Here is a 23,975-nt window from a genome sequence, read left to right as displayed (position 1 = left end):
TTAGCCCCTGTAGACCAGCCCTTGCGGGTCGATCTCCGGGTTACGGCCGGCGACCAGATCGGCGAGGAATTTTCCGGAGCCGCAGGCCATGGTCCAGCCGACATGGCCGTGGCCGGTATCGAGGTAGAGGTTGCTGTAGCGCGCCCGGCCGATGACCGGCACCGAGTTCGGCATCATCGGTCGCAAGCCGGCCCAGAGCTCGGCCTTTTTCTCATCGAAGGCACCCGGGAAAAGCTCCTTGCCGGTCCTGAACATGGCGGCGAAATCGCTCGGCTTGTGGGTGCGGTCGAAGCCGGTGAATTCGGCGGTCGAAGCAAGCCGCAGCCGATTGCCCAGCCGCGAATAGCCAATGAGCTGATCCTCATCGGCGCCGCCCATGGTCGGCCCCTTGCTCTCGTCCTCCAGCGGCACGGTCGCGGTGTAACCCTTGACCGGATAGACCGGCAGATCGATGCCGTAGCGGCGACCGAGCAGCCCGCTTTCCGGTCCCATCGATATGACCACGGCGTCGCCGGCGACCGGGCCGGCCGAGGTCATCACCGCACGTACCCGATCGCCTTCGATGTCGAGGCCTTCGACTGATGTGCCGTAGAGAAATTGAACGCCGAGTTTCTCGGCGGCATAGGCAGCGAGGTTTTGGGTGAATTGGCTGGAATCGCCGGTCTGGTCGATCGGCGAATAGACGCCGCCGGCGATCTTGTCCTTCACTCCGGCGAGCCCAGGTTCCAACTCGACCAGCCGGTCGCGGCCGACGATCTCGATCGGCAGACCGTGCTCGGCGAGATAGCGGTAATTGTCGGTGCCGGTATCAAAACTCTGCTGCGAGCGGAAGAAATAGAGAATGCCCTTCTTACGCTCGTCATAGTGAATGCCGGTGTCGGCCGAGATGGCGTTGATGCAGCCGCGCGAATAGAGCGCAAGGCGCAGCTTGATGTCGGTGTTGGCGCGCAAACGCGCTTGCGTGCACTGGCGCAGGAAGCGCAGACTCCAGGCGAAGAAATAGGGATCGAAGCGCAGCCGCACCTTGATGCCGAGATCATGGTTGTAAAGCGCGCGCAGGAACGTCTTCAGCGCGGCGGGCGAGGCCCAGGCGGTGGCGTCGCCTGGCGAGACCAGCCCGGCATTCGATTGGCTGGTGCCGCGCGCCGCTGCCGGGTGGCGCTCGATCACGGTCACCTCGTGGCCGTCGCTCGCCAGATAATAGGCGGCCGCCGTGCCGACGACGCCAGCTCCGAGCACCAATATTCTCATGCCGCCCCCCCAAAGGTCACACGCGGCCAAATGCGTTCACGCTTCGCCGCGCAGCTCCTTCAATAGCGCTTCTGCGTAGAGCTTTCGAGCCTAAGAACTTGGTCTCAGCTCCGCGCCGAATTCTTGCCGGTCAGGATGCGCTCCCAGGCGAGCGCGTCGGCGACAATCAGATCGAGGTCGTCACGTTCCGGGGTCCAGCCGAGCTCGCGGCGCGCCAGCTCCGAATTGGCAACCACCGCGGCGGCGTCGCCCGGACGGCGCTCGCCCATCCGCACGTCGAAATCACGACCGAAGACGCGGCGCACGCTGTCGATCACCTCAAGCACCGAATAGCCGTGGCTGTAGCCGCAATTGGCGACGAGGCTCGTCCCGCCGGCGCGCAGCCGCTCCAGCGCCAGCCGATGCGCCGCCGCCAGATCGCTGACATGGATGTAGTCGCGCATGCAGGTGCCGTCGGGTGTCGGATAGTCGGTGCCGAACACCTGCATGAAGGGACGCTTGCCGAGCGCCGTCTCGGCGGCGACCTTGATCAGATGCGTGGCGCCCGGCGTCGACTGGCCGGTGCGGCCCTTCGGATCGGCGCCGGCGACGTTGAAATAGCGCAACGCCGTATAGCGCAAGCCATAGGCGATTGCGGCGTCGCGCAGCATCCATTCGCTCATCAGCTTGGACAGCCCGTAGGGTGATTCCGGTGCAAGGCGGGCATCCTCGCGCACCGGTTCCAGCCCGGCGCCGCCATAGACAGCGGCGGTCGAGGAAAAGATGAAATTGTGCACGCCTTCGCGCACCGCGGTCTCGATCAGCGTGCGCGTCTTGCAGGTGTTGTTCTCGTAATAGCCGAGCGGGTCGGCGACCGATTCGGGAACCACGATGGAGCCGGCGAAATGGATGATCGCGTCGACCTTGTTGTCGCGGATGATCGAACCGACCAGCTCCTTGTCGGCGACATCGCCGACGACGAGCTTTGCCTCTGGCGCCACCGCCCATTCAAAGCCGGTCGAAAGCCGGTCGAGGACGACGACGCTTTCGCCGGCATCCAGCAGCTCCCAGACCATATGGCTGCCGATATAGCCGGCACCACCTGTCACCAAAACCGTCATCCGCGTCCTCGCTGCTCAAGATTTGTCGGAAACTGTCTCAACACCCGCCTTACTGGAAAGGCTGCCACTAGGCCATTAGTACCATTAGTGTCTGTGGTGACCAGCCTCATCGACGCGTGGCATCGTCCTGAAACAAAATTGATGCACATCAAGGGAATAGGCCATGATCCGTGGTCGTTAGGAACAGGCTTGGGGCGTGGCATTTTGACCAAAAAGGCCAAGTGGACGTCGAATAGGGCAATGATTATGATCCCACGCAAAAATTGGGAAGCCGAAATGAACTATCAGCGTTTCTTCGAAGACGCGATCGACCAGCTCCATGCAGAGCGTCGCTACCGCATCTTCGCCGACCTCGAGCGCATCGTGGGGAAATTCCCGCGCGCCATCTGGCGCGCCAACGGCCGCGCCCAGGAAATCACCGTCTGGTGCTCCAACGACTATCTCGGCATGGGCCAGCATCCAGACGTCATCGCGGCGATGCAGAATGCCGCCGGCAAGATGGGATCTGGCGCCGGTGGCACCCGCAACATCTCCGGCACCAGCAACCCGCTGGTCGAGCTTGAACTGGAACTGGCCGACCTGCACGACAAGGAAGCCGCACTCGTCTTCACCTCCGGCTTTGTCTCCAACGAAGCCTCGATCTCGACTATTGCGCGGCTCCTGCCCAACTGCCTGATCGTCTCGGACGAACTCAACCACGCCTCGATGATCGAGGGCGTGCGGCGTTCGGGGGCCGAGAAGAAGATCTTCCGCCACAATGACGTTGCCCATCTCGAAAGCCTGCTGCAGGCGGCGGGCCGCGAGCGCGCCAAGCTGATCGTCTTCGAGAGCGTCTATTCGATGGACGGCGATATCGCGCCGATCAGGCAGATCGTCGATCTTGCCGAGCGCTACAATGCCATGACCTATATCGACGAGGTCCACGCCGTTGGCATGTATGGACCGCGCGGCGGCGGCATCACCGAGCGTGAAGGGCTGGCCGACCGTATCGACATCATCGAAGGCACGCTGGCCAAGGCGTTCGGCACGCTCGGCGGCTATATCACCGGCACAAGTGCCGTGATCGATGCCGTGCGCTCCTATGCGCCGGGCTTCATCTTCACCACGGCGCTGCCGCCGGCCATCGCCGCCGCGGCGACCACGTCGATCCGCCATCTGAAGCGCTCGCAGGCCGAACGCGACGCGCAGCTGCGCCAGGCGACACGGACCAAGCAGGTTCTTACCGCCGCCGGCCTGCCGGTGATGGACTCCGCTACCCACATCGTGCCGCTGCTCGTCGGCGATCCCGAGCTCTGCAAGATGGCCAGCGACCGCCTGCTCGGCGTCCACGGCATCTATATCCAGCCGATCAACTACCCGACCGTGCCGCGCGGCACCGAACGGCTGCGCATCACTCCGACGCCGTTCCATTCGGATCATCTGATCGCGGAACTTCAGGATGCTCTCGTCGAGACCTGGGATGCTTTGGGCATACCCTATGGCTCGGCGGGCCGGCCGGCCGTGAGGGAAAGCGACCGCGTCATTCCGTTGCTGGTGCCGAAGTCCGGCGGCTGAAGCCCGGGTTTCAACTCGGGCTTCGAGGCAGCTCACACACTCGTCATCCACTTCGCCAGCCGGTGCGCCGCTTCCTCGAGCTGGTCGAGGCGGCGGTGGAAGCACAGCCTGAGGAAGGCCTCGCCGCCGGGGCCGAAGGCGGTTCCGGGCGCCAGGCCGACACTGGCGCGGTCGACGATGTCGAAGGCGGCGGCGCGTGAATCGGTGATGCCGTCGATCGCGAAGAACAGATAGAACGCGCCTTGCGGCACGGTGAAGCGTGCCCTGCCGGTCGCAGCCAGGATGCCGCAGACCAGGTCACGCGCCGCCCTCGCCCGCTCCACTTGCTCGACGATGAAGGCGTCGCCTTCGTCGAGGGCGACGACGGCGCCGCGCTGCATGAACTGGGCGACGCCAGAGGTCGAATACTGGACCAGGTTCTCGAATACCTGCTGCAAAGCAGGATGGGTCTTGATCCAGCCGACGCGCCAGCCGGTCATCGCCCAGTTCTTGGAAAAACTGTTGACGAACAGAATGCGATCCTCGTCGGCCATGATGTCGATGAAGGACGGCGCGCGACGGTCGCCATAGTGGAACAGCGAATAGATCTCGTCGGCGATGATCCACAGACCCCTTTCGCGGGCAAGGTCGAGGATCGCCTGCAGCGTCTCCCTGTCGGCGGTCCAGCCGGTCGGGTTGGACGGCGTGTTGACGAACAGCGCCTTTGTCCTTGGCGTGATCGCCGCCTCGATCTTGCCGACGTCGCAGGACCAGCCATTGCCGGACTGGTCGAGCGTGACAGCGACCGGGATGGCGCCCGCCAGGCTGGCGGCAGCGGCGAAGTTCGGCCAGGCCGGCGACAGATAGACGACCTCGTCGCCGTTGCCGGCGACGGCGTCGAGCGCCAGCTGGATGGCATGCATGCCCGAACCGGTGACGATGAATTCTTCCTCGGCGAAACTCTTGCCGAAATGCCTGACGTAATAGCGAGCAAGCGCCTGCCTCAGCTCGGGGATGCCTTTTTGCCAGGTATAGAAGGTCTCGCCGCCGGCAAGCGCCCGGGCAGCGGCATCGGTGATGAAGGTGGGCGTCGGCAGGTCACCCTCGCCGGCCCAGAGCGGGATCATGCCGTCGCGGTCGCGGCCGCGGTTCATGACGGCGACAATGCCGCTTTCCGGCGCTGCCCGGGCCTCGGCGCGCAAATTCTCGATCAGGGTCATGGATAGATCCGTTTTCGTCTTCTGGACTGCTAGCGTGTTTTGCGACAGGCGAAAACAGAAAACCCCGGCCGAAAATGACCGGGGTTTTGGTCCAGAGATCTTGCCCCTGGATTATTTCCTGGCGAGGAGATCGCGAATTTCGGTGAGCAGCGCGACATCGGCCGGCGGAGCGGCAGGGGTGGCGGGCTTTTCCCGTTCCAGCCGCCTGCGCAGATTATTCACCGCCTTGACCATCAGGAAGATGATAAAGGCGAGGATGAGGAAATTCAGCGCCACGGTGATGAAACTGCCATAGGCGAAGACTGCGCCCTGTTTCTTGGCATCCGCCAGCGACGTGGCATTGACGGCAGAGGACAGGGCGAAGAAGTAATTGTTGAAGTCCAGTCCGCCCAAAATCGCGCCCACGATCGGCATGATGATGTCGTTGACCAGGGAATCGACGATTCTGCCGAAGGCGGCGCCGATGATGACGCCGACGGCCAGGTCCATCACATTGCCCCTGGAAATGAACTCCTGGAATTCTTTCAGCATTCGACCCTCCTTGTCATGACGGGGCCGTGCTGCCGCCCTACCCGCGCCTTTCGGAACCGGCCCACAGGCAAGATAGCAAAAACCTGCGGTTGCAGCATGGGCAAAAGACTGGTTTCCACCGGCCAAATTTCCCGAAGCCGCAGCCATCCTGCGCCGAAAGCCGCGATGGACTTGATCGCCAAGCTGTGATTGCGTCTCAGCAGGCCGGATGCAAAACCGGTAAGGGAGGATTATCAAGCCGTGCAGGGCTGGTTTATCGTCATCATCGCGATAGCCTATGTGACGTTGCTGTTCGTCATCGCCAGCCTCGGCGACCGGCGCTCGGCGGCATCCGGGCCTGGCCAGGCCCGCCCCTTCATCTATGCGCTCAGCCTGGCGATCTACTGCACCTCCTGGACCTTCTTCGGTTCGGTCGGCCTTTCCTCCGAGCGCGGCCTCGAATTCCTCGGCATCTATACCGGACCGGTGCTGGTATTCGTGTTCGGCTTTCCGCTGCTTCATCGCATCGTCAGGCTGGCCAAGACCGAGAAGATCACCTCGATCGCCGACTTCCTCGGTGCCCGCTACGGCAAGAGTTTCACTGTTGCGGCGATCGCCACGCTGATCGCGACGATCGGCGCGGTGCCCTATATGGCGCTGCAGTTGAAGGCGATTTCCGGCTCGGTCAGCCTGATGGTCGAGCATTATACCGGCTCGCCACCCTCTTTCGATCCGTTCGTCAGTGACATCTCGCTGGTCGTTGCCATGCTGCTTGCGCTGTTTGCAGTGCTGTTCGGCACGCGCCACGCCGACGCCACCGAGCACCAGGACGGGCTGGTGCTGGCGGTGGCGGTCGAAACCGTGGTCAAGCTGGCCGCTTTCCTGGCGATCGGCCTGCTGGTGATCTTCCTGATCTTTGGCGGCCCAGGCGATATGGTCGACAAGCTCGCGGAGAATTCGCAAGTTCAGCAAGCGATGGGCTACAGGACGTCGCTCGCAACCTGGCTGGTGCTGACATGTTTGAGCGGCTTCGCCATCATCATGCTGCCGCGCCAGTTCTACGTCACCATCGTCGAAAACCGCAGCGAGGCCGAGCTGCGCACCGCGACATGGGTGTTTCCGCTCTATCTGGTGGCGATCAACCTTTTTGTGCTGCCGATCGCGCTCGCCGGCCTGGCGCTGGTCGGCACCAGGACCAGCAGCGACCTCTACGTCTTGTCGCTGCCGCTGCTCAGCGGCCACGATTTGCTGGCGATGGCGGCCTTCATCGGCGGCCTGTCCGCGGCGACCGCAATGGTGATTGTCGAAAGCGTCGCGCTGTCGATCATGATCTCCAACGACCTCATCATTCCGCTGTTCGTGCGCCGCCTGCTCAGGACCACGACTTCCGAGAACGAGGACTGGTCGGCGCTCATTCTCAACGTGCGGCGGGCGGCGATCTTCATCATGCTGTTCATCGCCTTCCTCTACTATCGCGAGAGCACCGACAGCGCGCGGCTCTCCTCGATCGGCCTGATGTCCTTCGCCGCGATCGCGCAGTTCGCGCCGGCATTGATCGGCGGTTTGATCTGGCGCGGCGCCAACGGCAGGGGTGCTGCACTCGGCATGGTCGCCGGCATCGTCGTCTGGGGCTACACGCTGCTGCTTCCGTCGCTCGTCGCCTCCGATACCGGCATCGTCGTCCACGGCCTATTCGGTTTCGAAGCGTTGCGGCCGCAGGCACTGTTCGGCACCGTCGCCGAGCCGCTGAACCATGGTGTCTTGTGGAGCCTGTCGATCAACACCCTGTTCTTCGTGCTCGGCTCGCTGTCGCGCGCGTCGGTGCCGCTGGAACGCATCCAGGCGTCGATCTTCGTGCCGCGCGAGGCGAGCCCGATGCCCAGCCTGCGCCGCTTCCGCACCACCGTCACCGTCAATGGCCTCAAGGACACGATCGCGCGTTATCTTGGCGTCGAACGTACCGAGCGGTCCTTTCAGACGTTCGAAGAGAGCAGTGGCGTTTCGTTGCACGGCAACGAGCAGGCCAGCATGGACGTCATCCGCTTCTCCGAGCAGCTTCTGGCGAGTGCCGTCGGCTCCTCCTCGGCGCGGCTGATCCTGTCGCTGCTGCTGCGCCGCAACGACCGCGAATCCAAGGATGCCTTCCGCCTGCTCGACGACGCCACCGAGGCGCTGCAGCACAATCGTGACCTGTTGCAGATCGCGCTCGACCAGATGGAACAGGGCATTACCGTCTTCGACAGGGATTTCCGGCTGATCTGCTGGAACCGCCAGTATCGGGCGCTGTTCGACCTGCCCGACGAGATGGGCCAGGTCGGCGTCTCGCTCGATCGCATCCTGCGCTACCTTGCCGAGCGCGGCGACATTCCGGCCGACCAGAGGGTGGCGATGCTCAACCGCCTCACCAGTTTCGTCAGCCCCTGGCAGATGGAGCTGAAGACCAGCGGCCGCATCCTGGAGTTGCGTTCCAATCCGATGCCGGACGGCGGCATCGTCGCCACCTATGCCGACATCTCCGGACGCGTCGAGCAGGATCTGGCGCTCAAGCGCGCCAATGAATCGCTGGAACAGCGCGTCAAGGACCGCACCGTCGAACTGACCCGCGTCAACGAGGAGCTGGCACAGGCGCAGATGCTGGCCGAGGAGGCCAATCTCGGCAAGACGCGCTTCCTTGCTGCCGCCGGCCACGACATCCTGCAGCCCCTGAACGCCGCCCGCCTCTATTGCTCGTCGCTGATCGAAAAGGCCGGCAAGGGGCGGGCCGGCAAGGCGGCGATCAACATCGAATCCTCGCTGGAATCGGTCGAGACCATTCTCGGCGCGGTGCTCGATATCTCGCGCCTCGATGCCGGCGCGATGAAACCGGACGACACCGTCTTCAGCTTGGACGAGCTGCTGCGACAGATCGGCAACGACTTCCAGCCGCTTGCCGCCGAGAGGAAGCTCGGCCTGACGATCGTGCCGTCGTCGCTCAGCGTGATGACGGATCGCAATCTCCTACGCCGCCTGATCCAGAACCTCGTATCCAACGCCGTCAAATACACGCGCCGCGGCCACGTCCTGGTCGGGGTGCGGCGGCGCGGCGAACTGGTCGAGATACAGGTGATCGATACCGGCATCGGCATTGCCGGCGACAAGCTGAACACGGTCTTCCGCGAATTCACCCGGCTCGACGAGGGTGCGCGCGAGGCCGAAGGCCTCGGCCTCGGCCTCTCGATCGTCGACCGCATCGCTCGCGTCTTGCGCCTCGAAATCCGGATCTTTTCGAACCCGGGCAAAGGCACGCGCTTTTCCGTCATCCTGCCGGTCGCGGCAGCGCAGGAGCCACGCCGCGAGATCGTGGCGAAAGCGTCGGTCCGCACCGCAGCTTCGCTTGCCGGGCTCCGCGTGCTCTGCATCGACAACGACGCCCGCATCCTCGACGGCATGCGGCTGCTGCTCGAAGGCTGGGGCTGCAGCGTCGACACATTTTCCGGCTCTGAGGATCTCGGGAGATCCGTCATGCATCGCCCCGACATCGTGCTTGCCGACTACCATCTCGACGGCGAGACCGGTCTCGAAATGATCGCTAAACTGCGCGCGATCCACGGCCAGGACATGCCGGCCGTTCTGGTCACTGCCGACCGATCGAGCGAGGTGCGCGCCACCGCCGCCAGGCTCGACGTGCCGGTGATCAACAAGCCGCTCAAACCGGCGGTGCTGCGCTCGATGATGGCCAGGGTAAGGCCACTGGCGTCGGCGGCCGAGTAACGATCACAACATTTTGTTGACCCCGGGTGCCGAGGTCAGATGGCTGCCGGCAGCGGGTCGCTGCCGATCTTGGACAGCAGGATCACCGCCTGGGTGCGGCTGTCGACGCCAAGCTTCTGCAAAATGGCTGAGACATGCGCCTTGATCGTCGCTTCGGAGACACCGAGTTCGTAGGCGATCTGCTTGTTGAGCAGCCCTTCGGCCAGCATGCCGAGCACGCGCGTCTGCTGCGGCGTCAGCGTTTGCAGCCGCTTGATCAGATCGGAGATCTCGGGATCGCGCTCGACGCCGAGATCGATGCCGGTGGGCGCAGCGATGTCGCCGGCAAGCACCGACTGCACAGCGCTGCGGATCTCCTCCATGCTGGCCGATTTGGAGATGAAACCCGAAGCGCCGAGATCGAGCGCGCGCCGGATGGTCACCGGGTCATCATGCGCCGATACCACCACCAGCGGCACCGTCGGATGGATGCCGCGCAGCGAGATCAGACCGGAAAGGCCGCTCGCGCCCGGCATCGACAGGTCGAGCAGCACCAGATCGACTTCCTCATTGGCCACGACCAGCGCCTTGGCGCTTTCGAAATCGCCGGCCTCGTGAATGCCGGCGACGTTGCCGATGCCGGCAAGCGCCTCTCTCAGCGCGCCGCGAAAAAGCGGATGGTCGTCGGCAATGACGAAAGTGTAGCCTGACGGCACATGGCCCTCCCCGAATCCCATTGATGATTGTCTGCTTCTTACGGGATCAGTCGACGATTATGCGGCGATATCAGCCATTTTCAAGCGGCAAGACTATGCGCCGGGTTTCTTCCGGTGACCGGTGCTCAGGTTTTTTGCGAATTGGGTTTGGCGCCATCTTCGCCGCTGTCCTTTTCCATGTCCTTGACGATACCCATGAAGCCGCGCAGGAAGCGCTCCATGTAGCTCATCGTCTTGTTGAAATCCTCTTCGCTGGGCAACGTCGACTCAAACCGGGCGGCAAGCGAGTTCTCGAGCTTGACGACGCGCTCGTCGAGCGCCTTCACCGAATTTTGCAGCCGGTCGACCTCGTCCTGGAAGGCGGCGCGTTCATCGGCCGCCATCTTGCAGACGAGCTGGCCGGCCCGCTCCTCGCAGATCGACATCGCACCGGTCTGCGTGTCCATGCGGACATAGCCGGTGGCCGATTTTTCCAGCCGGTAGCGGTTCGCTTCCTCGGAAAAGGCCGACGCCGCGACGAGCGAGACGAGCGCTGCGGGGATTAAGACGTGCTGCGGACGCATATTGTCCTCCATGGGCCAGTAGCGCAATTTATCGCATGTTTGCGCCGGAAATGGGGAAGAACTCTGGCGCACCCTTCCCCGCATGGTTGGTTCGGACTATAGCGCAATCATGTCTCAGATTATCTACAAGATAGTACCCGAACCGCTGTGGCGCGAGGCCGAAAGAAATGGCCGCTTCACCGGTGCGCCGATCGACGTCGCCGACGGCTTCATCCATTTTTCCACCGCCGGGCAGGCCAGGGAAACGGCTGCAAAACACTTCGTCGGACAGACCGGGCTGTTGCTGGTCGCGATCGATGGAGCCAAACTGGGTGATGCGCTGAAATACGAGGTTTCGCGCGGCGGCGCGCTGTTCCCGCATCTTTACGGCCCGCTCGACCTGAAGGCCGTCGTCTGGGTGCAACCGTTGCCGCTGGGCGCCGATGGCCTCCACCAATTCCCGGCGCTGGAGGCCGAATGAGCGTGCTTGACCGGCTCGGCCAGAGGCTCCTGTTCGCATTCGATCCGGAAGCCGCCCACGGCCTGTCGATCGCCGCACTGAAATGCGGGCTGCCGGTGGCCGGGCGACCGGTGCGCGACGATAGGCTGAAAGTCAGCATCTGCGGTATCGATTTCCCCAATCCGCTCGGCATGGCTGCCGGCTACGACAAGAACGCCGAGGTTCCCGATGCCCTGCTTGGCCTCGGCTTCGGCTTTGCCGAGGTCGGCACGATCACGCCGCTGCCGCAGGCCGGCAACCCGAAGCCGCGCATTTTCCGGCTGACATCGGACGAAGCGGTGATCAATCGGCTGGGCTTCAACAATGAGGGTCACGAAGGCGCCGAGAAACGGCTTGCCGCCCGCAAGGGCCGCGCCGGCATCGTCGGCGTCAATATCGGCGCCAACAAGGACAGCGCCGACCGCGTCGGTGACTATGAACGCGGCGTTATCAGGTTTGCGCCATACGCGACCTATCTGACGGTCAACATCTCCTCGCCGAACACGCCCGGCCTGCGCAACATGCAGGCGCGCCAGCAGCTCGGCGAGCTCTTGTCGCGCGTCATGGCCGCACGGGCGGCAGCGGCCGCGCAGCCGCCGGTCTTCCTCAAGATCGCGCCGGACCTGGTCGAGGCCGAGCTCGAGGATATCGCCGCCGAGGTCACCGACAAGGCAATAGACGGCGTCATCGTTTCCAACACGACGATTGCGCGGACTGGCCTGCGCAGCGCCGGCCTTGCCGGCGAGACCGGAGGGCTTTCGGGAAAACCGCTATTCGAGCGCTCGACCATCGTGCTGGCCAAGATGCGCAAACTGCTTGGCCCGGACCGCGCCATCATCGGCGTCGGCGGTGTCGATTCCAGTGAGACGGCGCTGGAAAAGATCCGCGCCGGCGCCGATCTCGTCCAGCTCTATACCGGCATGATCTATGCCGGGCCCGCACTGCCGGGCCGCATTCTTTCCGGAATGATCCGCTTCGTGGAAAAAGAGCGGCTCAAATCTGTCCGCGATCTGCGTGACCGCCGCCTCGACTTCTGGGCGTCGAAACAACTGTAAACTGCTCTAAAAAGCGTAGTGTCTCAGTTCGAGATGCATCCGCTCACGACCCATTTGCGCTCATTCGTTCAGGGTCAATTGCGACTGACGATCCGCTCGCAGGTGGCGCCGCCGATAGCAGGCAACAACCCAAAAAGAAGCAACTGGGCAGTTCCGCCGACACCAAAAATTGCGGAGAGAATGAACGCAACGAGCAGCCCCAGCGCCGCGCCTAAGACATATGGCAGGTAACTTCGCACAGTTTTCCCCAGAGCAATTGCTGCATCAAGCTGCTGGAAAGCGTAACAAAATCGACTGGACGTGCAAGCGATCTGCTGACGCCAGAGCCTGTGGAAAATAGGATCGCTTTCCACCCTGTGCCGAATGTGACCAGGACACTGCCTAAAACGCCGCCCGGATCCGCAAGCGCAAAATGGCAAGCAGGCTGAAGCCGCGCACCAGCAGGAAGACGTGCAGCGCCGCCCACAGGCCGTGATTGCCGAAGGCCGGCGCCAGGATGAGCAGGGCAGCGCTGAAGACGAGGAACGACAAGAGCATCATGTTGCGCATATCGCGCGACCAGGTCGCACCGATGAAGACCCCATCCATCTGAAACGCCAGCACGCCGCTGAGCGCGGTGAATGCCGCCCAAGGCAAATAGATGTCGGCAACGGCGCGAACATCTTGTGACGTCGTGATCAGGGCGATCAGATCGGTACCGCCCAGCAAAAGGACAAGCGTCGCCGTGGCCGCCAGCCCGAAGCCCCAGAACAGGGTCAGCCGCACCGCCTGCCGGAATTGCATGGCGGCACGCGCGCCGATGGCCCGCCCGGCGAGCTGTTCGGCTACCGTGGCGAAACCGTCGAGGAAATAGCCGGCGATAAGGAAGAAGTTCATCAGCACCGCATTGGCGGCCAGTGTCACCGTCCCGAATTGTGCGCCCTGGCGGGTGAATAGCGCGAAGGCAGCGAGCAGCGAGAACGACCGGATCATGATGTCACGGTTGAGCGACGCCATGCGCAAGAATGCCGGCAGATCGAAGACGCGATGGCGCGGCAGCCGGGGTGCCGCCCAGAAACGCCTGATGACGATTGCCAGGCCGAGCAGCATGGCGACGAATTCACCGGTGACGGTCGCCCAGGCGACGCCGGCGACGCCCCAGCCGAGCTCCAGCCCCAGCAGGATGCAGAGCGCGATGTTGATGCCGTTCAGCACCAATTGCAGCATCAGTCCCAGCCCGCCCTCGCCGCGCCCCAGCACATAGCCGAGGATGGCGTAGTTGATCAGCGAGAACGGAGCCGCGAGCAGCCTGATGCGGATATAGACGGCCATCGCTTCGCTGACGCGCGGCTCGGCATCCATGAACCACTGTCCGGCGGTGGCGAACAGTGGCGCAAGGGCGGCAAGCACGATGCCGGCAACGACCGCGATCAGCACGGCACGCCAGAACACCGCCTGTTCCTCCAGTTCGTCGCCACGTCCAAGCGCCTGGGCGACGAGGCCCGTGGTGCCGGAGCGCAGGAAATTGAACGAGGTGAAGACGACGTCGAAGACCAGGGCACCCGCCGCCAGGCCACCGAGAAGGGCAGCGTCGCCGAACTGGCCGATCACCGCGGTGTCGACGATGCCGAGCAGCGGCGTCGTCAGATAGGCCAGCGTCATCGGCACCGCGATGGCGAGCACCGAGCGGTTGGTGACGACAAAGGACCGTCTGTTGGCCGTTGCTGACACCTGATCCAGGACCCGACCCTCATTGCGGCTTGCTCGAATGGCCGATGTGCCCCAGTTTCCCGACGCCGCGCAATCTTTCATCGCGTCATGGTCAACCGAAACCCGCTTCTGGCGCACCGAGCGCTCATGCCACTGCAGATCGTTCATCATCCCGACTACGACGCCGGTTTTGCCGTCAACCATCGCTTCCCGATGAGCAAATACCCATTGCTGATGGAAGCCCTGAGCGCGCGCGGACTTGCCGGGCCCGAGGCGCTCAGCATGCCCAGGCCGGCGCCGGCATCATGGCTGAAGCTTGCTCATGCCGCCTCGTATGTCGATCAGGTGCTGGCCTGCGAAGTGCCTGAAAAGATCGAGCGCGAGATCGGCTTTCCGGTGGGTCCGCGGGTCTCGCTCAGGGCGCAGCTCGCAACGGGCGGCACGGTGCTGGCGGCGCGGCTGGCGTTGCTGAACGGCATCGCCTGCAACACCGCCGGCGGCAGCCATCATGCGCGGCGCGCGCAAGGCGCCGGCTTCTGCACCTTCAACGATGTTGCCGTGGCTTCGCTGGTGCTGCTTGCCGAAGCTGCCGCCCGCAACATCCTGATCGTCGATCTCGACGTCCATCAGGGCGACGGCACGGCGGACATTCTGGGCGATGAACGGCGCGTGTTCACCTTTTCCATGCATGGCGACCGTAACTATCCGGCGCGCAAGATCGCTTCCGACCTCGACGTCGCCCTGCCCGACGGCACCGGCGATGCGGCCTATCTCGAAAGGTTGGGCGGCATTCTGCCGGAACTCACCGCCAGGGCGCCCTGGGACATCGTTTTCTACAATGCCGGGGTCGACGTCCATGCCGATGACCGGCTTGGCAGGTTATCGCTGTCGAACGAGGGGCTGCGCGCCCGTGACGACATGGTGATCCGTCATTTCCGCGCGCTCCGCATCCCGGTCTGCGGCGTTATCGGCGGCGGCTATTCGACTGACGTGGCGGCGCTTGCCGCGCGCCATGCCATCCTGTTCGAAGTGGCATCAGGCTTCGCGTGAGGCCTGACCGATTGAGCATGATCCTTGCCGAACCGCAGGTTCGGGGCCATACCTATTTCCGGTAGTTGGCGATCCTGAGCAGGAGGAAGGCCGGAATGACGATCGCCGCGCCCAGCAGGATGTAGCCGAGGAAACGGTCAATGGCGCGGAAGCCCAGATTCCAGAGATCGACGAAGAAATTCCGGATGCCGTAGAGCACATCCACCGGCGACCAGCCGAAAGCGTTCATGACAAGGCCGACGAGGAACGATACCACCAGCAGCTTCAGAAGCACCCGGAGCGGCGTATCGCCGAGAAAGCGCGTCAGTGCGGACAAGGCGTGTCTCCAGATTCGGTTAACCCGATTCGGGTACAGGTTCAGAAATACGCACTTGCCGCGCTGGCATCAAGGTGGTCGCTGAATCCAGTTGCTCCGCACGGCGGTTTGCGGATTGTCTGCTCGCCGATCTTGACACCTATGTTGCAGCGCAGCAAAATTGGAGGACAGAGGGTAATCCGTTGATATTGATCTGCCAGACTCATCGCCCGACTATGGACGGACTGCGCCGTCTCGCCGTGACCTGCGAACACAGGGCTTCTTGAATGAAGTACCGGCGCGATATCGATGGCCTTAGGGCTGTTGCGGTGCTGCCGGTTGTACTCTTCCATTTCGGAATCTCGGCAATTCCAGGCGGCTTTACCGGCGTCGATATCTTCTTCGTCATATCCGGCTACCTGATCACCGGAAGTCTTCTGGACGACCTTGAACGCGGCCAATTTTCGATCGTCAGCTTCTACTGGCGCCGTGCCCGGCGCATTCTGCCGGCTCTGATCTTTGTCACGCTTCTCACCTGTATTGCGGCATTGTTCATTCTTCTGCCGTCAGATCTGCATGAATTCAGTCTCAGCGTCATAGCGGCCTCGACTTTCTGGTCGAACATCTATTTTTGGAAAACGTCAAATTACTTCTCCATCGATGCCGAGCTCCGACCGCTGCTGCATACGTGGTCGCTTTCGGTCGAGGAGCAGTACTATATCTTTGCCCCAATCCTGATGTTCCTGATCTATCGCTATTTTGCGAAGCGCTGGCTGACAGCACTCCTGCCGATCATTCTCGGCAGCTTCGTGCTGGCGGTGATGGCGACATGGCTGGCGCCAAGCGCGGGATTCTACCTGCTGCCGACACGGGTCTGGGAACTCATGCTGGGCGCCGTGCTCATGCTGAAACGGCCCCCGCCCTTGAGCAATCGATTCCTTATGGACCTGGTGGGGCTGGCCGGATTTGGCCTTCTCGCCATCGGGTTCTTCGCGATTTCGGAGAGCGACCCGTTCCCGGGCTACAACGCTTTGTATCCGTGCCTCGGAACGGCCCTCCTCATCTATGTTGGACAAAACAGCCCCTCGACGATCGCTAGCCGCATACTCGAAGTCCGGCCGCTGGTCTGGATCGGCCTCATCTCGTATTCGCTGTATCTTGTTCACTGGCCGATCAATGCGTTCGCGCATTATCTTTCGTTACAAAAACTCGACCCGTCGATGACCGTTGCTATGACGGTTGCAAGCTTCGCATTGGCTGCATTCTCCTGGAAGTATATCGAGCAGCCGTTTCGGCAGAAAAGGTCCTTCACCGCCCCGGTGCCCATCTTCGCCTTTTCAGCCGGCGCGATCGCTCTTCTTTGCGTTGGCGGGGCGGCCGGGGCGCTCGGCAACGGTTTTCCGCAACGGTTTCCGGACTATGCCCAACAGCGGATTCCTGTCGGGGACTGGCTCAAGGGCACCTGTTTCAACGAGGGCTCCAGCCAGATCGAAAGCTGGAAAATCGAGGATTGCACGCGCACTCGCGGCTTCCCTACAACCGTTCTGTTGTGGGGCGACTCGTTCGCCGCCCACTATGTTTCAGGCCTGGACGCCAACATAAATCAGCTTCAGGCCAACGTCGTCGAATATACTTACGCAGGCTGTCCACCGATTCTCTCCTACTTCTCCTATGCACGCCCGGATTGCATGCGGTTCAATCAGCAGGCCCTGAAGGTCATCAAGGACGCCGGCATCAAGACGGTTGTACTCAGCGGTCGGTGGACCGACTACGAGGCCAGAAGTTTCGACGGTCTCCAGCAAACGATCGATACGCTTCGTGGCCTGGGTGTGCGCGTGTTCGTCATCGGCCAGTCTCCGCAGTTCATAACCGACGTTCGGAAAATCGCGTTCTTCGCAAAGCGCGGAAATCTCAGTGATACATCCTGGCCAATGGCCATGGATCCCGACATCAACAACCGCGTGCGCTCATTTACCAAAGGCGCCACCTTCATCGATCCGCTCGAATTCCTCTGTAGCGCAGGACGCTGCTCCTACGCCGACGCAGGCCAGTTTCTCTATTTCGATTATGGCCACTTCTCTTCAATCGGGGCCACGCTGGCAATTTCGAAATACTGGCCGGCTTTTTCCGCAGAAGATGCCCTTGCCACGACAGAGTAACAGTCGGACGGTTGGCAAGGCACGAGTCCACGCTTAACGATTGCCCGAACGCGGGCTTGCGTGGTAACGAGGCTGCTGCGCGGGTATGATGTAATGGTAGCTTGTCAGCTTCCCAAGCTGAACGCGCGGGTTCGATTCCCGCTACCCGCTCCAGTTTGTGCCACAAGGGTTTGCGCCTGATTTGGCGAGTGCCGAAAACCAGCGGTTTTACAGGTAGTTTTACACAGAGCGTTCACTTTTTGGCCTGATCGAGTTTTCGGATGCGCTCCTTGATTGCGGCTCCGCGGCTCACATAACGCCTTATGATGCGCGAAACATGGTCTTCTTCCCAGCCCATGATCTCGGCGATCTCGCGCTCGGTCAGGCCGGCGGTGTAGAATTTCGTCGCGGCCGTGCCCCGAAGATCATGGAAGTGCAGGTCATCGCCTTTCGGCCATGCGATCTTCTTGGCGTCGGAGAACGAGCTAGCCAAACCGTTGACAGTCCAGGGGCGCTTCTTGCTGCTGGTCAGGATGACCGGTGAACGCTTCGGTATTCGCCCGAGGGCGTCGCGCAGTTCCTGATAGAGCGGAATGATGGCTTCGCGCTGGTGTCTGCTTTTGCCGGTGGCGATGGTTATGGCATCCTCGTCGACGTGGGACCATGATAGGCGGATGAGATCGCCTACCCGAAGACCAGTGCATGCAGCCAGATCGAGGGCATAAGCAATTTCGGCCGAGCACGTCTTCTTCAGATGCTCGACGTCGTTGTCTGTCCAGATGATCTCCGAGCGAGAGCCGCTGTAGAGCTGCCTGACGCCTTCGCAAGGGTTCGAGCCAATCTTGCCGAGTGGATCTACCGCGTATGAGAGCACGCGAGAGAGAACCTGAATGCCGTAATCGGCAGACCTGGGCGTCTCGGCATATGCCGCGCGCCACCGGCGGATTATTGGTCTGATCTTTTCCGGCCGATCGAACTGGGCGATGCGCAGTTCCCCGAAATGGCCGGCAATCCGGTCGAGCCAGGGACCCCAGTTACGTCGCGTCGACTCGGCGAGCTTCCTGTAGTCGGCGCTCGCCTTGTATTGCGTGATCAACGATCGAAAGCGGTTATTGTCAGGTGTCGTGCGGCTGGCAATCGCCTCATTGTAGGAGGCGAGGAATTCCGGTGTGCTTGGCATCCCAGCAAGGCGCGGACCACCGCGCCAGGCATACCAATAGACCCTGCCCTTGGCCGTGACCCGATGTAGGCCCTTCAATTCAAGCGTGACCATGGTGCTTCGTCTCGAACGCTGCCAGTTCGCGGTCGAGATCATCCTCGTCGCGGACTGGAGAACGTGCCGCAAGCGTCTCGATGCCCGACATGGCGTCGACGGCACGATCGAGTGTCTGAACGTCCCAAACCTTCCGACCGAGGAGTTCGAACGGCCCTGGAAAGGTGCCGTTGCGGACGAGCTTGTCAAAATGGGTCGGACTAACACCTACATAGGATGCAGCTTCCCTTCGGTTACAGCCGCGGCGGGCTTCGAACGGTAAGGCGTGTATAAGCTCGCAGGTGATCATCGTCATGGCAGAATGCTCCTTCTGCCTGACGTTATAGCGCTCTCGCCGCCGAGGAGCCGAAGATTTGAGAAAAAGTCGTCCTGGAGAGGACGGCGCCATGCCAACGCACAGACCTCCGCATGCATACTGATCAACTTGCCGAAGCATGTAATGCGTGCTTCTTAGGTGCTAGCTGTATGCACCAAGGACATCTGACATTGAGTTACATCGTTGCCTTCGTTCGCTTCGCGCCCAAGGAAGACCTTTACCCGGTCAATTGCTGGCGATCGGACGTAAAAGAAGGGGATGTCGTGGTAGTCCGCATGAAGACACGAGGCGACACTCTTAAGCACGCTGAAGTTGCTTACCTTGCTTACCTCAATTGGGATTGCTCCAATGCGATTGAATGCATGGCAAGAGAAGCGGAATTCACGCCGCACGGGATCTTCCCGCCAAATCCCCCTCGGATACACCAAGGCATCAACCGACCCGTTGACGTCTGGAACGCCATCCGGGAGTTTGGCTGGCGCCTTCACCGAACCAGGAGTAGGACGTATGAATTCGCGTGCTCCGCATGCAATGCGTCGTCAGTCTGTTACCTGTTCTTCAGGAAGAACGGGGTGGACATCCAGATCATGGACTTGGCCTCGGTCCCCGGAAAGGGCGATGACGTCCTCAGTTTTTCTCCTACCGTCGGTAACGTCGATCGAGCGGATTGCAGGGGCACGGATGCGAACTTCTATGTCTACATCTGTGAACTGGCGATCGCGTTCTCTGAAAACCGAGACTGCCTGAAAGTGGAGCGTCCTTCGCTTTCCACACGGCGGATACCATGGTCGGGGCCTGCCAAGCCAGAGCAAGACACGAATTGGCGTGACGCTTTCAGGGACACGTGTGGCTATCTACATGACGGTCAATACCTTTGATGCGCATGCCTATTCCGAGTGATGGCTGCTCCGTCACTAAGAATCGCGCAGCTTCCGGCGGGCTCCACTCGCTGACGTCGGGTTCTCCGGGAGGGTGCCAATGCGGGCCATAAGGTCCTTTGCAGTGTTGTGGGTCCAGCGTCCACCTCGAGCGGAGGAGACGTCAGACGCGTTCAGCGCCGTGGCCAGGGCCGATGGAGAGAGCTTCTTGCCAGCCGGCAGCTTGGCCATCTCCTTCAGGACGAAATCCTGAAGGAGATGAGCGCGCTGGTCAGCGTTACGACGATTGGCGCGATTGCCAAGCTTATAGTTGGCGCTCGGAGGTGCAGCTCTCTTTGTTCGGGATAGCCGAATTCCGGCTTTCACCGGTTCCGACCGCGATTTGTTCGTCTGGGCGGCGATTGTGACAAGAGAGCGCCGTTCGTTGTCCGTCATCGATTGCCAGGTGCGGCCCAAGGATGCATCCCAGACGTCGATATCGAGAGCATCTAGGGCATTGGCGCACTCGCTGATCCGGTCCCGTGTCGTGCGGTCCATGAGTTCGCGGACGTCAGCCAAAAGCAGGTCGGCGCCGGCGCTACGCGCAACCGTGACCGCTTGCCGGAATCTCTCACGCGAAACGAATGGAGCCGCGCGGTAAGTGCTCCAGTCTGGGAAATTCTCCAGGATGCGTCTTCCGCTAGCTTTCTCGAACCTCCTCGACGTGCGGCGCAATGAAAGTCCGTGCCTCCTCGCGCGTCATCATCTTGGATCGAAGCAGTTGCCTGAGCCCGCCTCCGGCACACCGCGAGCGACCAAATAAATAGTCCTTTGGCTAGATCTCCATCGGCAGACGCCGGGTGAGGTTCTGGTCATGAGGAGCGACGCGTTCGCAGGCGAGCTCACTGGAGAGCTCGGGCACCGGATTGCATCGATCCGCTACACATCACCATGGCGCTCTCTGACGGTAACCCCTGACGGTGTGGTGAGCGAATTTGGCGCCCTGCGACCTGATTGCCCCTTGCGACACCTCGCGGACCTTCAAGACACCGGTTGGTGGACGGACTTCCGTCGATCCTGAGAGACGGTTCGCGGTGAATAAACGGTCATCGAGGACGCGACCCCGCCGGAGAACCATGGGGCTCATAACCCAGCATTCAGGACATCGAACCAGCGAAACGAATGATGAAAATGGTTGAGCCCAAGTTCCGCACGTCTCCCGAGCACCTGCATTCGGCACATATAAATGCGTCTATTTAGGCGAGGCCCGTCAAAGGTTTAGGGGAACAGCGACCTGGGAACCGGGCAGGACGTGAAATAGATTCCTTGCGGTATCGAAGCTTGTAGCGCCCGTGCATCTTACCTTCGGTCCGCATAGAGCAGCCTGCCCCGGCTCGGCACCGCTTCCTGGATCCAGTCGTGGTTGACAAAGCCCGAAAAACTGGATTTCGGAGGATTCTGTCAACTTGAGGTAAACTTAGTGTAATGCGTTCTCTTACCGGCCTAAGAGAACGCACGTTTCTGGTTGATAGAATTCGTCGCGGGTAGTCGGTGAATGGGCGGCTAAGTTGTCATTTGTCAACCTGGGCTTGATCAAACCCGTCTCCTTCCGACGACCAGGGTGCACCCCACACAAAGCGGTGCATTGGTGGGAATATTGTCTGCCGCAACAAAACGCATCCCCACGCGCTTAGCACGCCGACTCTAAGACTTCGATCCATGGGTTTTCCTAGGAGGTTCATCCAATCTCGTGAACAAAGTCGATCGGTTCCTACCCCCGCTCTGGTTGCACAGGAAGACCCGGGGCACCGGTAATCATTGGCACCGCAGTTCCCGATTGTTCGCATACGATCAATACCGACTTATCTCGGTCCACGGAAGACACGTCATCAACGTGTGGGAGCGGCCGCCAGTGGGCGAGGTTTGGGCGTTACACCGATTGGTAGCTCCCACAGCACGCCGTCATTGACCCGGGTATGGTCCGATCTTCCCAAAAATGGCCCGCAAGATCTTTGCGCGCTTCGCCGTCAAGGGAGGATCGGTATTGTCCGACGCTTTACGAAGCGCCTCAATCCACGAGAGCTCGTTCTGGCTCACGACAGTTCCGAAGATCTGCTTGATCGCCACCAACGCGCTGCTTTCAAAATGCTGCTCGAGCGCCAGGAGGAAAAGGCTCGCAGGGTCGCACTCGAGTGCTTTCGCCAACCCGGGAACGCGGTCGAACGGAATTTTTGTGGCGCCGGATTTCATCATCGAGAGGACATTCACGTTGGTGAACCCAGCTTGGACAGCGACGTCTTTCTGGCTTTTCCTGCCCTTGAGCTGATCGATGCGACCATCTATGAACTTCGCGATTTTCGTATTCGCATTTGGGCGGCCCGATGGTGTATTCATTTCGTTTCTCGCTTCATCTGTATAAGATCATGTATATCTTATCTATAGCGAGAATATAACGGGATACTCATATAATACTCAGCCTACGTGCGCAAATCACACAAGTATAGATCGATCCTTTATTGCCTACTGCAATCGACCATCGATTGGAACGCCTCGCAAGCGGGCCGCGTCCAAATCGGGCTCGGAGGCCTTGCCTGATCGATATTCGATCTGGAGCTGCCCCGGGGCCTGGCTTCACCCAGCGCAGCACGTCTTTCTCGAAAATGACATGTGATACAACCTCTGCTATTACGCCTAGACGTCGAGGATATGTCACACAAGCCTACACAACGGGATCAAGCCCGTGCACTGCTGCAGGATGGCAGTCTGGTCCGTCTGCGCGACCTGACCACAGCGGGAGTGAGTCCAGAGACAATGGCCCGCCTGGTTCGCGAGGGTGAGGTCGTGCGGCCCGCGCGTGGCCTCTACCAACTGGCAGAAGCCATGCCAGATGGGCGCCGTTCAATCGCTGAAGCTTCGGCACTGGTTCCCAAAGGCGTGGTCTGCCTCACCTCAGCGCTGCAATTCCACGATCTGACGCTGCAGATGCCCGCCCGATCTCCAAGACGCCGCCGTCCAAACGGTGCTTCGTCAAGCTGAGGCGCTTTCTGCTACTTGGACAGCTTAATCGAAATTGCTCGGCAGCCATCCCTGAGAGCGCCTTTGCGCTACCTGCTCCCCGGATGAGGAAGTGACTTCATGAAGTTGATGACCTCCAGCCGCTGAATGAAGTAGAGCTCACTCGCCAGCCTGCGGACCGGTTTGGTCGCGAAATACCACTCGCCATTAATCGGCCGCGAAGTTCTTGCGAACCACCCGCGCTTCAATCGACGGAGGGAGATCCAGTCCTTAGTGCTGTAGCTGGTCCACACTACGGTCGGCTTCTCCTTCAAATGAGCTTGGTGCTGGCGGACTTTCTCCCACTCGCCGGCAGCAAGGCGCAGAGCTTTCCGCGCCGCCTCGGCTTCATGGAGTTCGATCTGAAGCTCGCCGTGCAAGTGAAGCCGACGACGCTGCGAAATCTCCAACGCAAACCAGCAATCGACCTCGCGGCCAAGCGCGGCCTGTAGACGTCGGGCTATGCGCTTCGACAGCCAGCCGGCGGCCTGCGCCTCCACGTCTGTAGACAGTCGAAGGGTGAAGGCTCGGATATCCTGAAGTCAAGACCCAAACACTCTAGACGACCGATTCGGGTGCCCTCTCGGACGTCTGACGCACAGCGCTTCCTCCAGTTCCTGGTGCCGCCGCCCAAACTCATTGGTGAACAACCGGAGCTTGGGCAGCCGACGAAAGTTCTACGAGCGGCTATCACGCGAGAGCGGGACCATATCGATTGTGTGGACGCACGTCGCCCAGCCCCGCCCGGACCAATGACCGTGCGGGGAACGAGCATGCGCCTGGAGGCGTATCTTGCGCGGCTGGGGAACGCCGGGGATGACTTCGATATTGTCGGAGAAGGTCACACGACATTCCTTCTCGCTGCCGTTCGCCTCTTTGAGGCCGCCGGTCAGGGTTTCCTTTGCGAGAACGTAACCTTCCGGTGCGGTGAAAAACTGGACCTGACTATCGCAGGCCTTCCGCCTTCCATCGCCTTTGGTCGCGTCGGTCGTGCACTGCGCCGTGATCACCACAGCCTGAGGCGCGGGGTGCTTCTCAGCGGCGGAGGCGAGCGTGGCACCAAGAAGACTCAGAGTCACTGCAGTAGTGTGCGTTTTCATGGTATCAAACCTTCTTCCTTAGGAGACAAATAGGAGCCGCGCATTTTG

22 protein-coding genes and 1 tRNA gene are annotated in these 23,975 nt (G+C 61.4%); 9 read left to right on the top strand and 14 right to left on the bottom strand.

Going from position 1 to position 23,975, the window contains the following annotated elements:
• Complete coding sequence (locus EOC94_RS11000) at positions 1-1,251, bottom strand: D-amino acid dehydrogenase (RefSeq protein WP_127290355.1); 1,251 nt, start codon at positions 1,249-1,251, stop codon at positions 1-3.
• 104 nt (positions 1,252-1,355) lie between these two features.
• A complete protein-coding gene (gene galE, locus EOC94_RS10995) occupies positions 1,356-2,351 on the bottom strand; it encodes a UDP-glucose 4-epimerase GalE (RefSeq protein ID WP_127290353.1) in 996 nt (331 codons plus the stop codon).
• A gap of 276 nt (positions 2,352-2,627) precedes the next feature.
• On the opposite strand from galE, the gene hemA reads away from it, so the two are divergent.
• The gene (gene hemA, locus EOC94_RS10990; protein ID WP_095488094.1) at positions 2,628-3,905 is read left to right on the top strand and encodes a 5-aminolevulinate synthase; all 1,278 of its coding nucleotides are present in this window, start codon (positions 2,628-2,630) and stop codon (positions 3,903-3,905) included.
• A 32-nt stretch (positions 3,906-3,937) separates the two neighbouring features.
• On the opposite strand, the gene EOC94_RS10985 is transcribed toward hemA, so the two are convergent.
• The gene (locus EOC94_RS10985) at positions 3,938-5,104 is read right to left on the bottom strand and encodes a pyridoxal phosphate-dependent aminotransferase (RefSeq protein WP_127290351.1); all 1,167 of its coding nucleotides are present in this window, start codon (positions 5,102-5,104) and stop codon (positions 3,938-3,940) included.
• 111 nt (positions 5,105-5,215) lie between these two features.
• Positions 5,216-5,635: a large conductance mechanosensitive channel protein MscL gene (mscL, locus tag EOC94_RS10980; protein WP_127290349.1), complete on the bottom strand. Its 420-nt coding sequence runs from the start codon at positions 5,633-5,635 to the stop codon at positions 5,216-5,218.
• A gap of 240 nt (positions 5,636-5,875) precedes the next feature.
• Here mscL and EOC94_RS10975 point away from each other — a divergent pair, with 240 nt between their 5' ends.
• Positions 5,876-9,364 (top strand): PAS domain-containing hybrid sensor histidine kinase/response regulator, encoded by a 3,489-nt coding sequence (locus EOC94_RS10975; RefSeq protein WP_127290347.1) that lies wholly within the window; start codon positions 5,876-5,878, stop codon positions 9,362-9,364.
• A gap of 35 nt (positions 9,365-9,399) precedes the next feature.
• Here the strand turns inward: EOC94_RS10975 and EOC94_RS10970 are convergent, their stop codons facing one another.
• Together EOC94_RS10970 and EOC94_RS10965 are read right to left on the bottom strand one after the other, a co-directional pair.
• Positions 9,400-10,059 carry a response regulator transcription factor gene (locus EOC94_RS10970; RefSeq protein ID WP_095488092.1) on the bottom strand — a complete coding sequence of 220 codons (660 nt, stop codon included), beginning with the start codon at positions 10,057-10,059 and terminating at the stop codon, positions 9,400-9,402.
• A gap of 125 nt (positions 10,060-10,184) precedes the next feature.
• Complete coding sequence (locus tag EOC94_RS10965) at positions 10,185-10,622, bottom strand: hypothetical protein (protein WP_126103692.1); 438 nt, start codon at positions 10,620-10,622, stop codon at positions 10,185-10,187.
• A gap of 109 nt (positions 10,623-10,731) precedes the next feature.
• Between EOC94_RS10965 and EOC94_RS10960 the strand changes: the two genes are divergently transcribed.
• A complete protein-coding gene (locus EOC94_RS10960; protein ID WP_164758999.1) occupies positions 10,732-11,082 on the top strand; it encodes a DUF952 domain-containing protein in 351 nt (116 codons plus the stop codon).
• Complete coding sequence (locus tag EOC94_RS10955; RefSeq protein WP_127290345.1) at positions 11,079-12,155, top strand: quinone-dependent dihydroorotate dehydrogenase; 1,077 nt, start codon at positions 11,079-11,081, stop codon at positions 12,153-12,155. Before EOC94_RS10960 ends, EOC94_RS10955 begins: the two co-directional genes overlap by 4 nt.
• Positions 12,156-12,229: 74 nt before the next feature.
• Here the strand turns inward: EOC94_RS10955 and EOC94_RS10950 are convergent, their stop codons facing one another.
• Both EOC94_RS10950 and EOC94_RS10945 read right to left on the bottom strand, forming a co-directional pair.
• Positions 12,230-12,508 (bottom strand): hypothetical protein, encoded by a 279-nt coding sequence (locus tag EOC94_RS10950; protein WP_095488021.1) that lies wholly within the window; start codon positions 12,506-12,508, stop codon positions 12,230-12,232.
• 28 nt (positions 12,509-12,536) lie between these two features.
• Positions 12,537-13,874 carry an MATE family efflux transporter gene (locus tag EOC94_RS10945; RefSeq protein ID WP_127290449.1) on the bottom strand — a complete coding sequence of 446 codons (1,338 nt, stop codon included), beginning with the start codon at positions 13,872-13,874 and terminating at the stop codon, positions 12,537-12,539.
• 117 nt (positions 13,875-13,991) lie between these two features.
• Between EOC94_RS10945 and EOC94_RS10940 the strand changes: the two genes are divergently transcribed.
• Positions 13,992-14,894 carry a histone deacetylase gene (locus EOC94_RS10940; protein ID WP_127203570.1) on the top strand — a complete coding sequence of 301 codons (903 nt, stop codon included), beginning with the start codon at positions 13,992-13,994 and terminating at the stop codon, positions 14,892-14,894.
• Between the two features lie 52 nt (positions 14,895-14,946).
• Here EOC94_RS10940 and EOC94_RS10935 read toward each other — a convergent pair whose 3' ends face one another.
• A complete protein-coding gene (locus EOC94_RS10935; protein WP_095488019.1) occupies positions 14,947-15,210 on the bottom strand; it encodes a DUF6460 domain-containing protein in 264 nt (87 codons plus the stop codon).
• A gap of 266 nt (positions 15,211-15,476) precedes the next feature.
• Between EOC94_RS10935 and EOC94_RS10930 the strand changes: the two genes are divergently transcribed.
• Together EOC94_RS10930 and EOC94_RS10925 are read left to right on the top strand one after the other, a co-directional pair.
• Positions 15,477-17,348, top strand: a complete 1,872-nt coding sequence (locus tag EOC94_RS10930) for an acyltransferase family protein (RefSeq protein WP_127290343.1) — start codon at positions 15,477-15,479, stop codon at positions 17,346-17,348.
• A gap of 79 nt (positions 17,349-17,427) precedes the next feature.
• Positions 17,428-17,501, top strand: a tRNA-Gly gene (locus tag EOC94_RS10925).
• Positions 17,502-17,580: 79 nt separating this feature from the next.
• On the opposite strand, the gene EOC94_RS10920 is transcribed toward EOC94_RS10925, so the two are convergent.
• From EOC94_RS10920 to EOC94_RS10905, 4 genes are all read right to left on the bottom strand, one after another.
• Entirely contained in the window at positions 17,581-18,600 is a 1,020-nt protein-coding gene (locus tag EOC94_RS10920; RefSeq protein WP_127290341.1) for a site-specific integrase, read from the bottom strand.
• Positions 18,587-18,895 carry a hypothetical protein gene (locus EOC94_RS10915; RefSeq protein ID WP_185928205.1) on the bottom strand — a complete coding sequence of 103 codons (309 nt, stop codon included), beginning with the start codon at positions 18,893-18,895 and terminating at the stop codon, positions 18,587-18,589. The genes EOC94_RS10920 and EOC94_RS10915 overlap by 14 nt, the downstream gene beginning before the upstream one ends.
• Positions 18,896-19,830: 935 nt before the next feature.
• Entirely contained in the window at positions 19,831-20,331 is a 501-nt protein-coding gene (locus EOC94_RS10910; protein WP_185928204.1) for a hypothetical protein, read from the bottom strand.
• A gap of 1,404 nt (positions 20,332-21,735) precedes the next feature.
• Entirely contained in the window at positions 21,736-22,167 is a 432-nt protein-coding gene (locus EOC94_RS10905; RefSeq protein ID WP_127290337.1) for an XRE family transcriptional regulator, read from the bottom strand.
• A 312-nt stretch (positions 22,168-22,479) separates the two neighbouring features.
• Here EOC94_RS10905 and EOC94_RS10900 point away from each other — a divergent pair, with 312 nt between their 5' ends.
• Together EOC94_RS10900 and EOC94_RS34065 are read left to right on the top strand one after the other, a co-directional pair.
• Positions 22,480-22,809 (top strand): type IV toxin-antitoxin system AbiEi family antitoxin domain-containing protein, encoded by a 330-nt coding sequence (locus EOC94_RS10900; protein WP_127290335.1) that lies wholly within the window; start codon positions 22,480-22,482, stop codon positions 22,807-22,809.
• A 293-nt stretch (positions 22,810-23,102) separates the two neighbouring features.
• The gene (locus EOC94_RS34065) at positions 23,103-23,279 is read left to right on the top strand and encodes a hypothetical protein (protein WP_185928203.1); all 177 of its coding nucleotides are present in this window, start codon (positions 23,103-23,105) and stop codon (positions 23,277-23,279) included.
• Positions 23,280-23,504: 225 nt separating this feature from the next.
• Here the strand turns inward: EOC94_RS34065 and EOC94_RS10895 are convergent, their stop codons facing one another.
• Positions 23,505-23,927 (bottom strand): hypothetical protein, encoded by a 423-nt coding sequence (locus EOC94_RS10895; RefSeq protein WP_127290333.1) that lies wholly within the window; start codon positions 23,925-23,927, stop codon positions 23,505-23,507.
• Positions 23,928-23,975: the final 48 nt, after the last annotated feature.

This window comes from Mesorhizobium sp. M6A.T.Ce.TU.016.01.1.1, from assembly GCF_003997065.1.
In the GTDB taxonomy this organism is placed as follows: domain Bacteria; phylum Pseudomonadota; class Alphaproteobacteria; order Rhizobiales; family Rhizobiaceae; genus Mesorhizobium; species Mesorhizobium mediterraneum.
The sequence above is the reverse complement of the archived record's forward strand: the minus strand, read 5'-3'. Positions and strand labels throughout refer to the sequence as shown.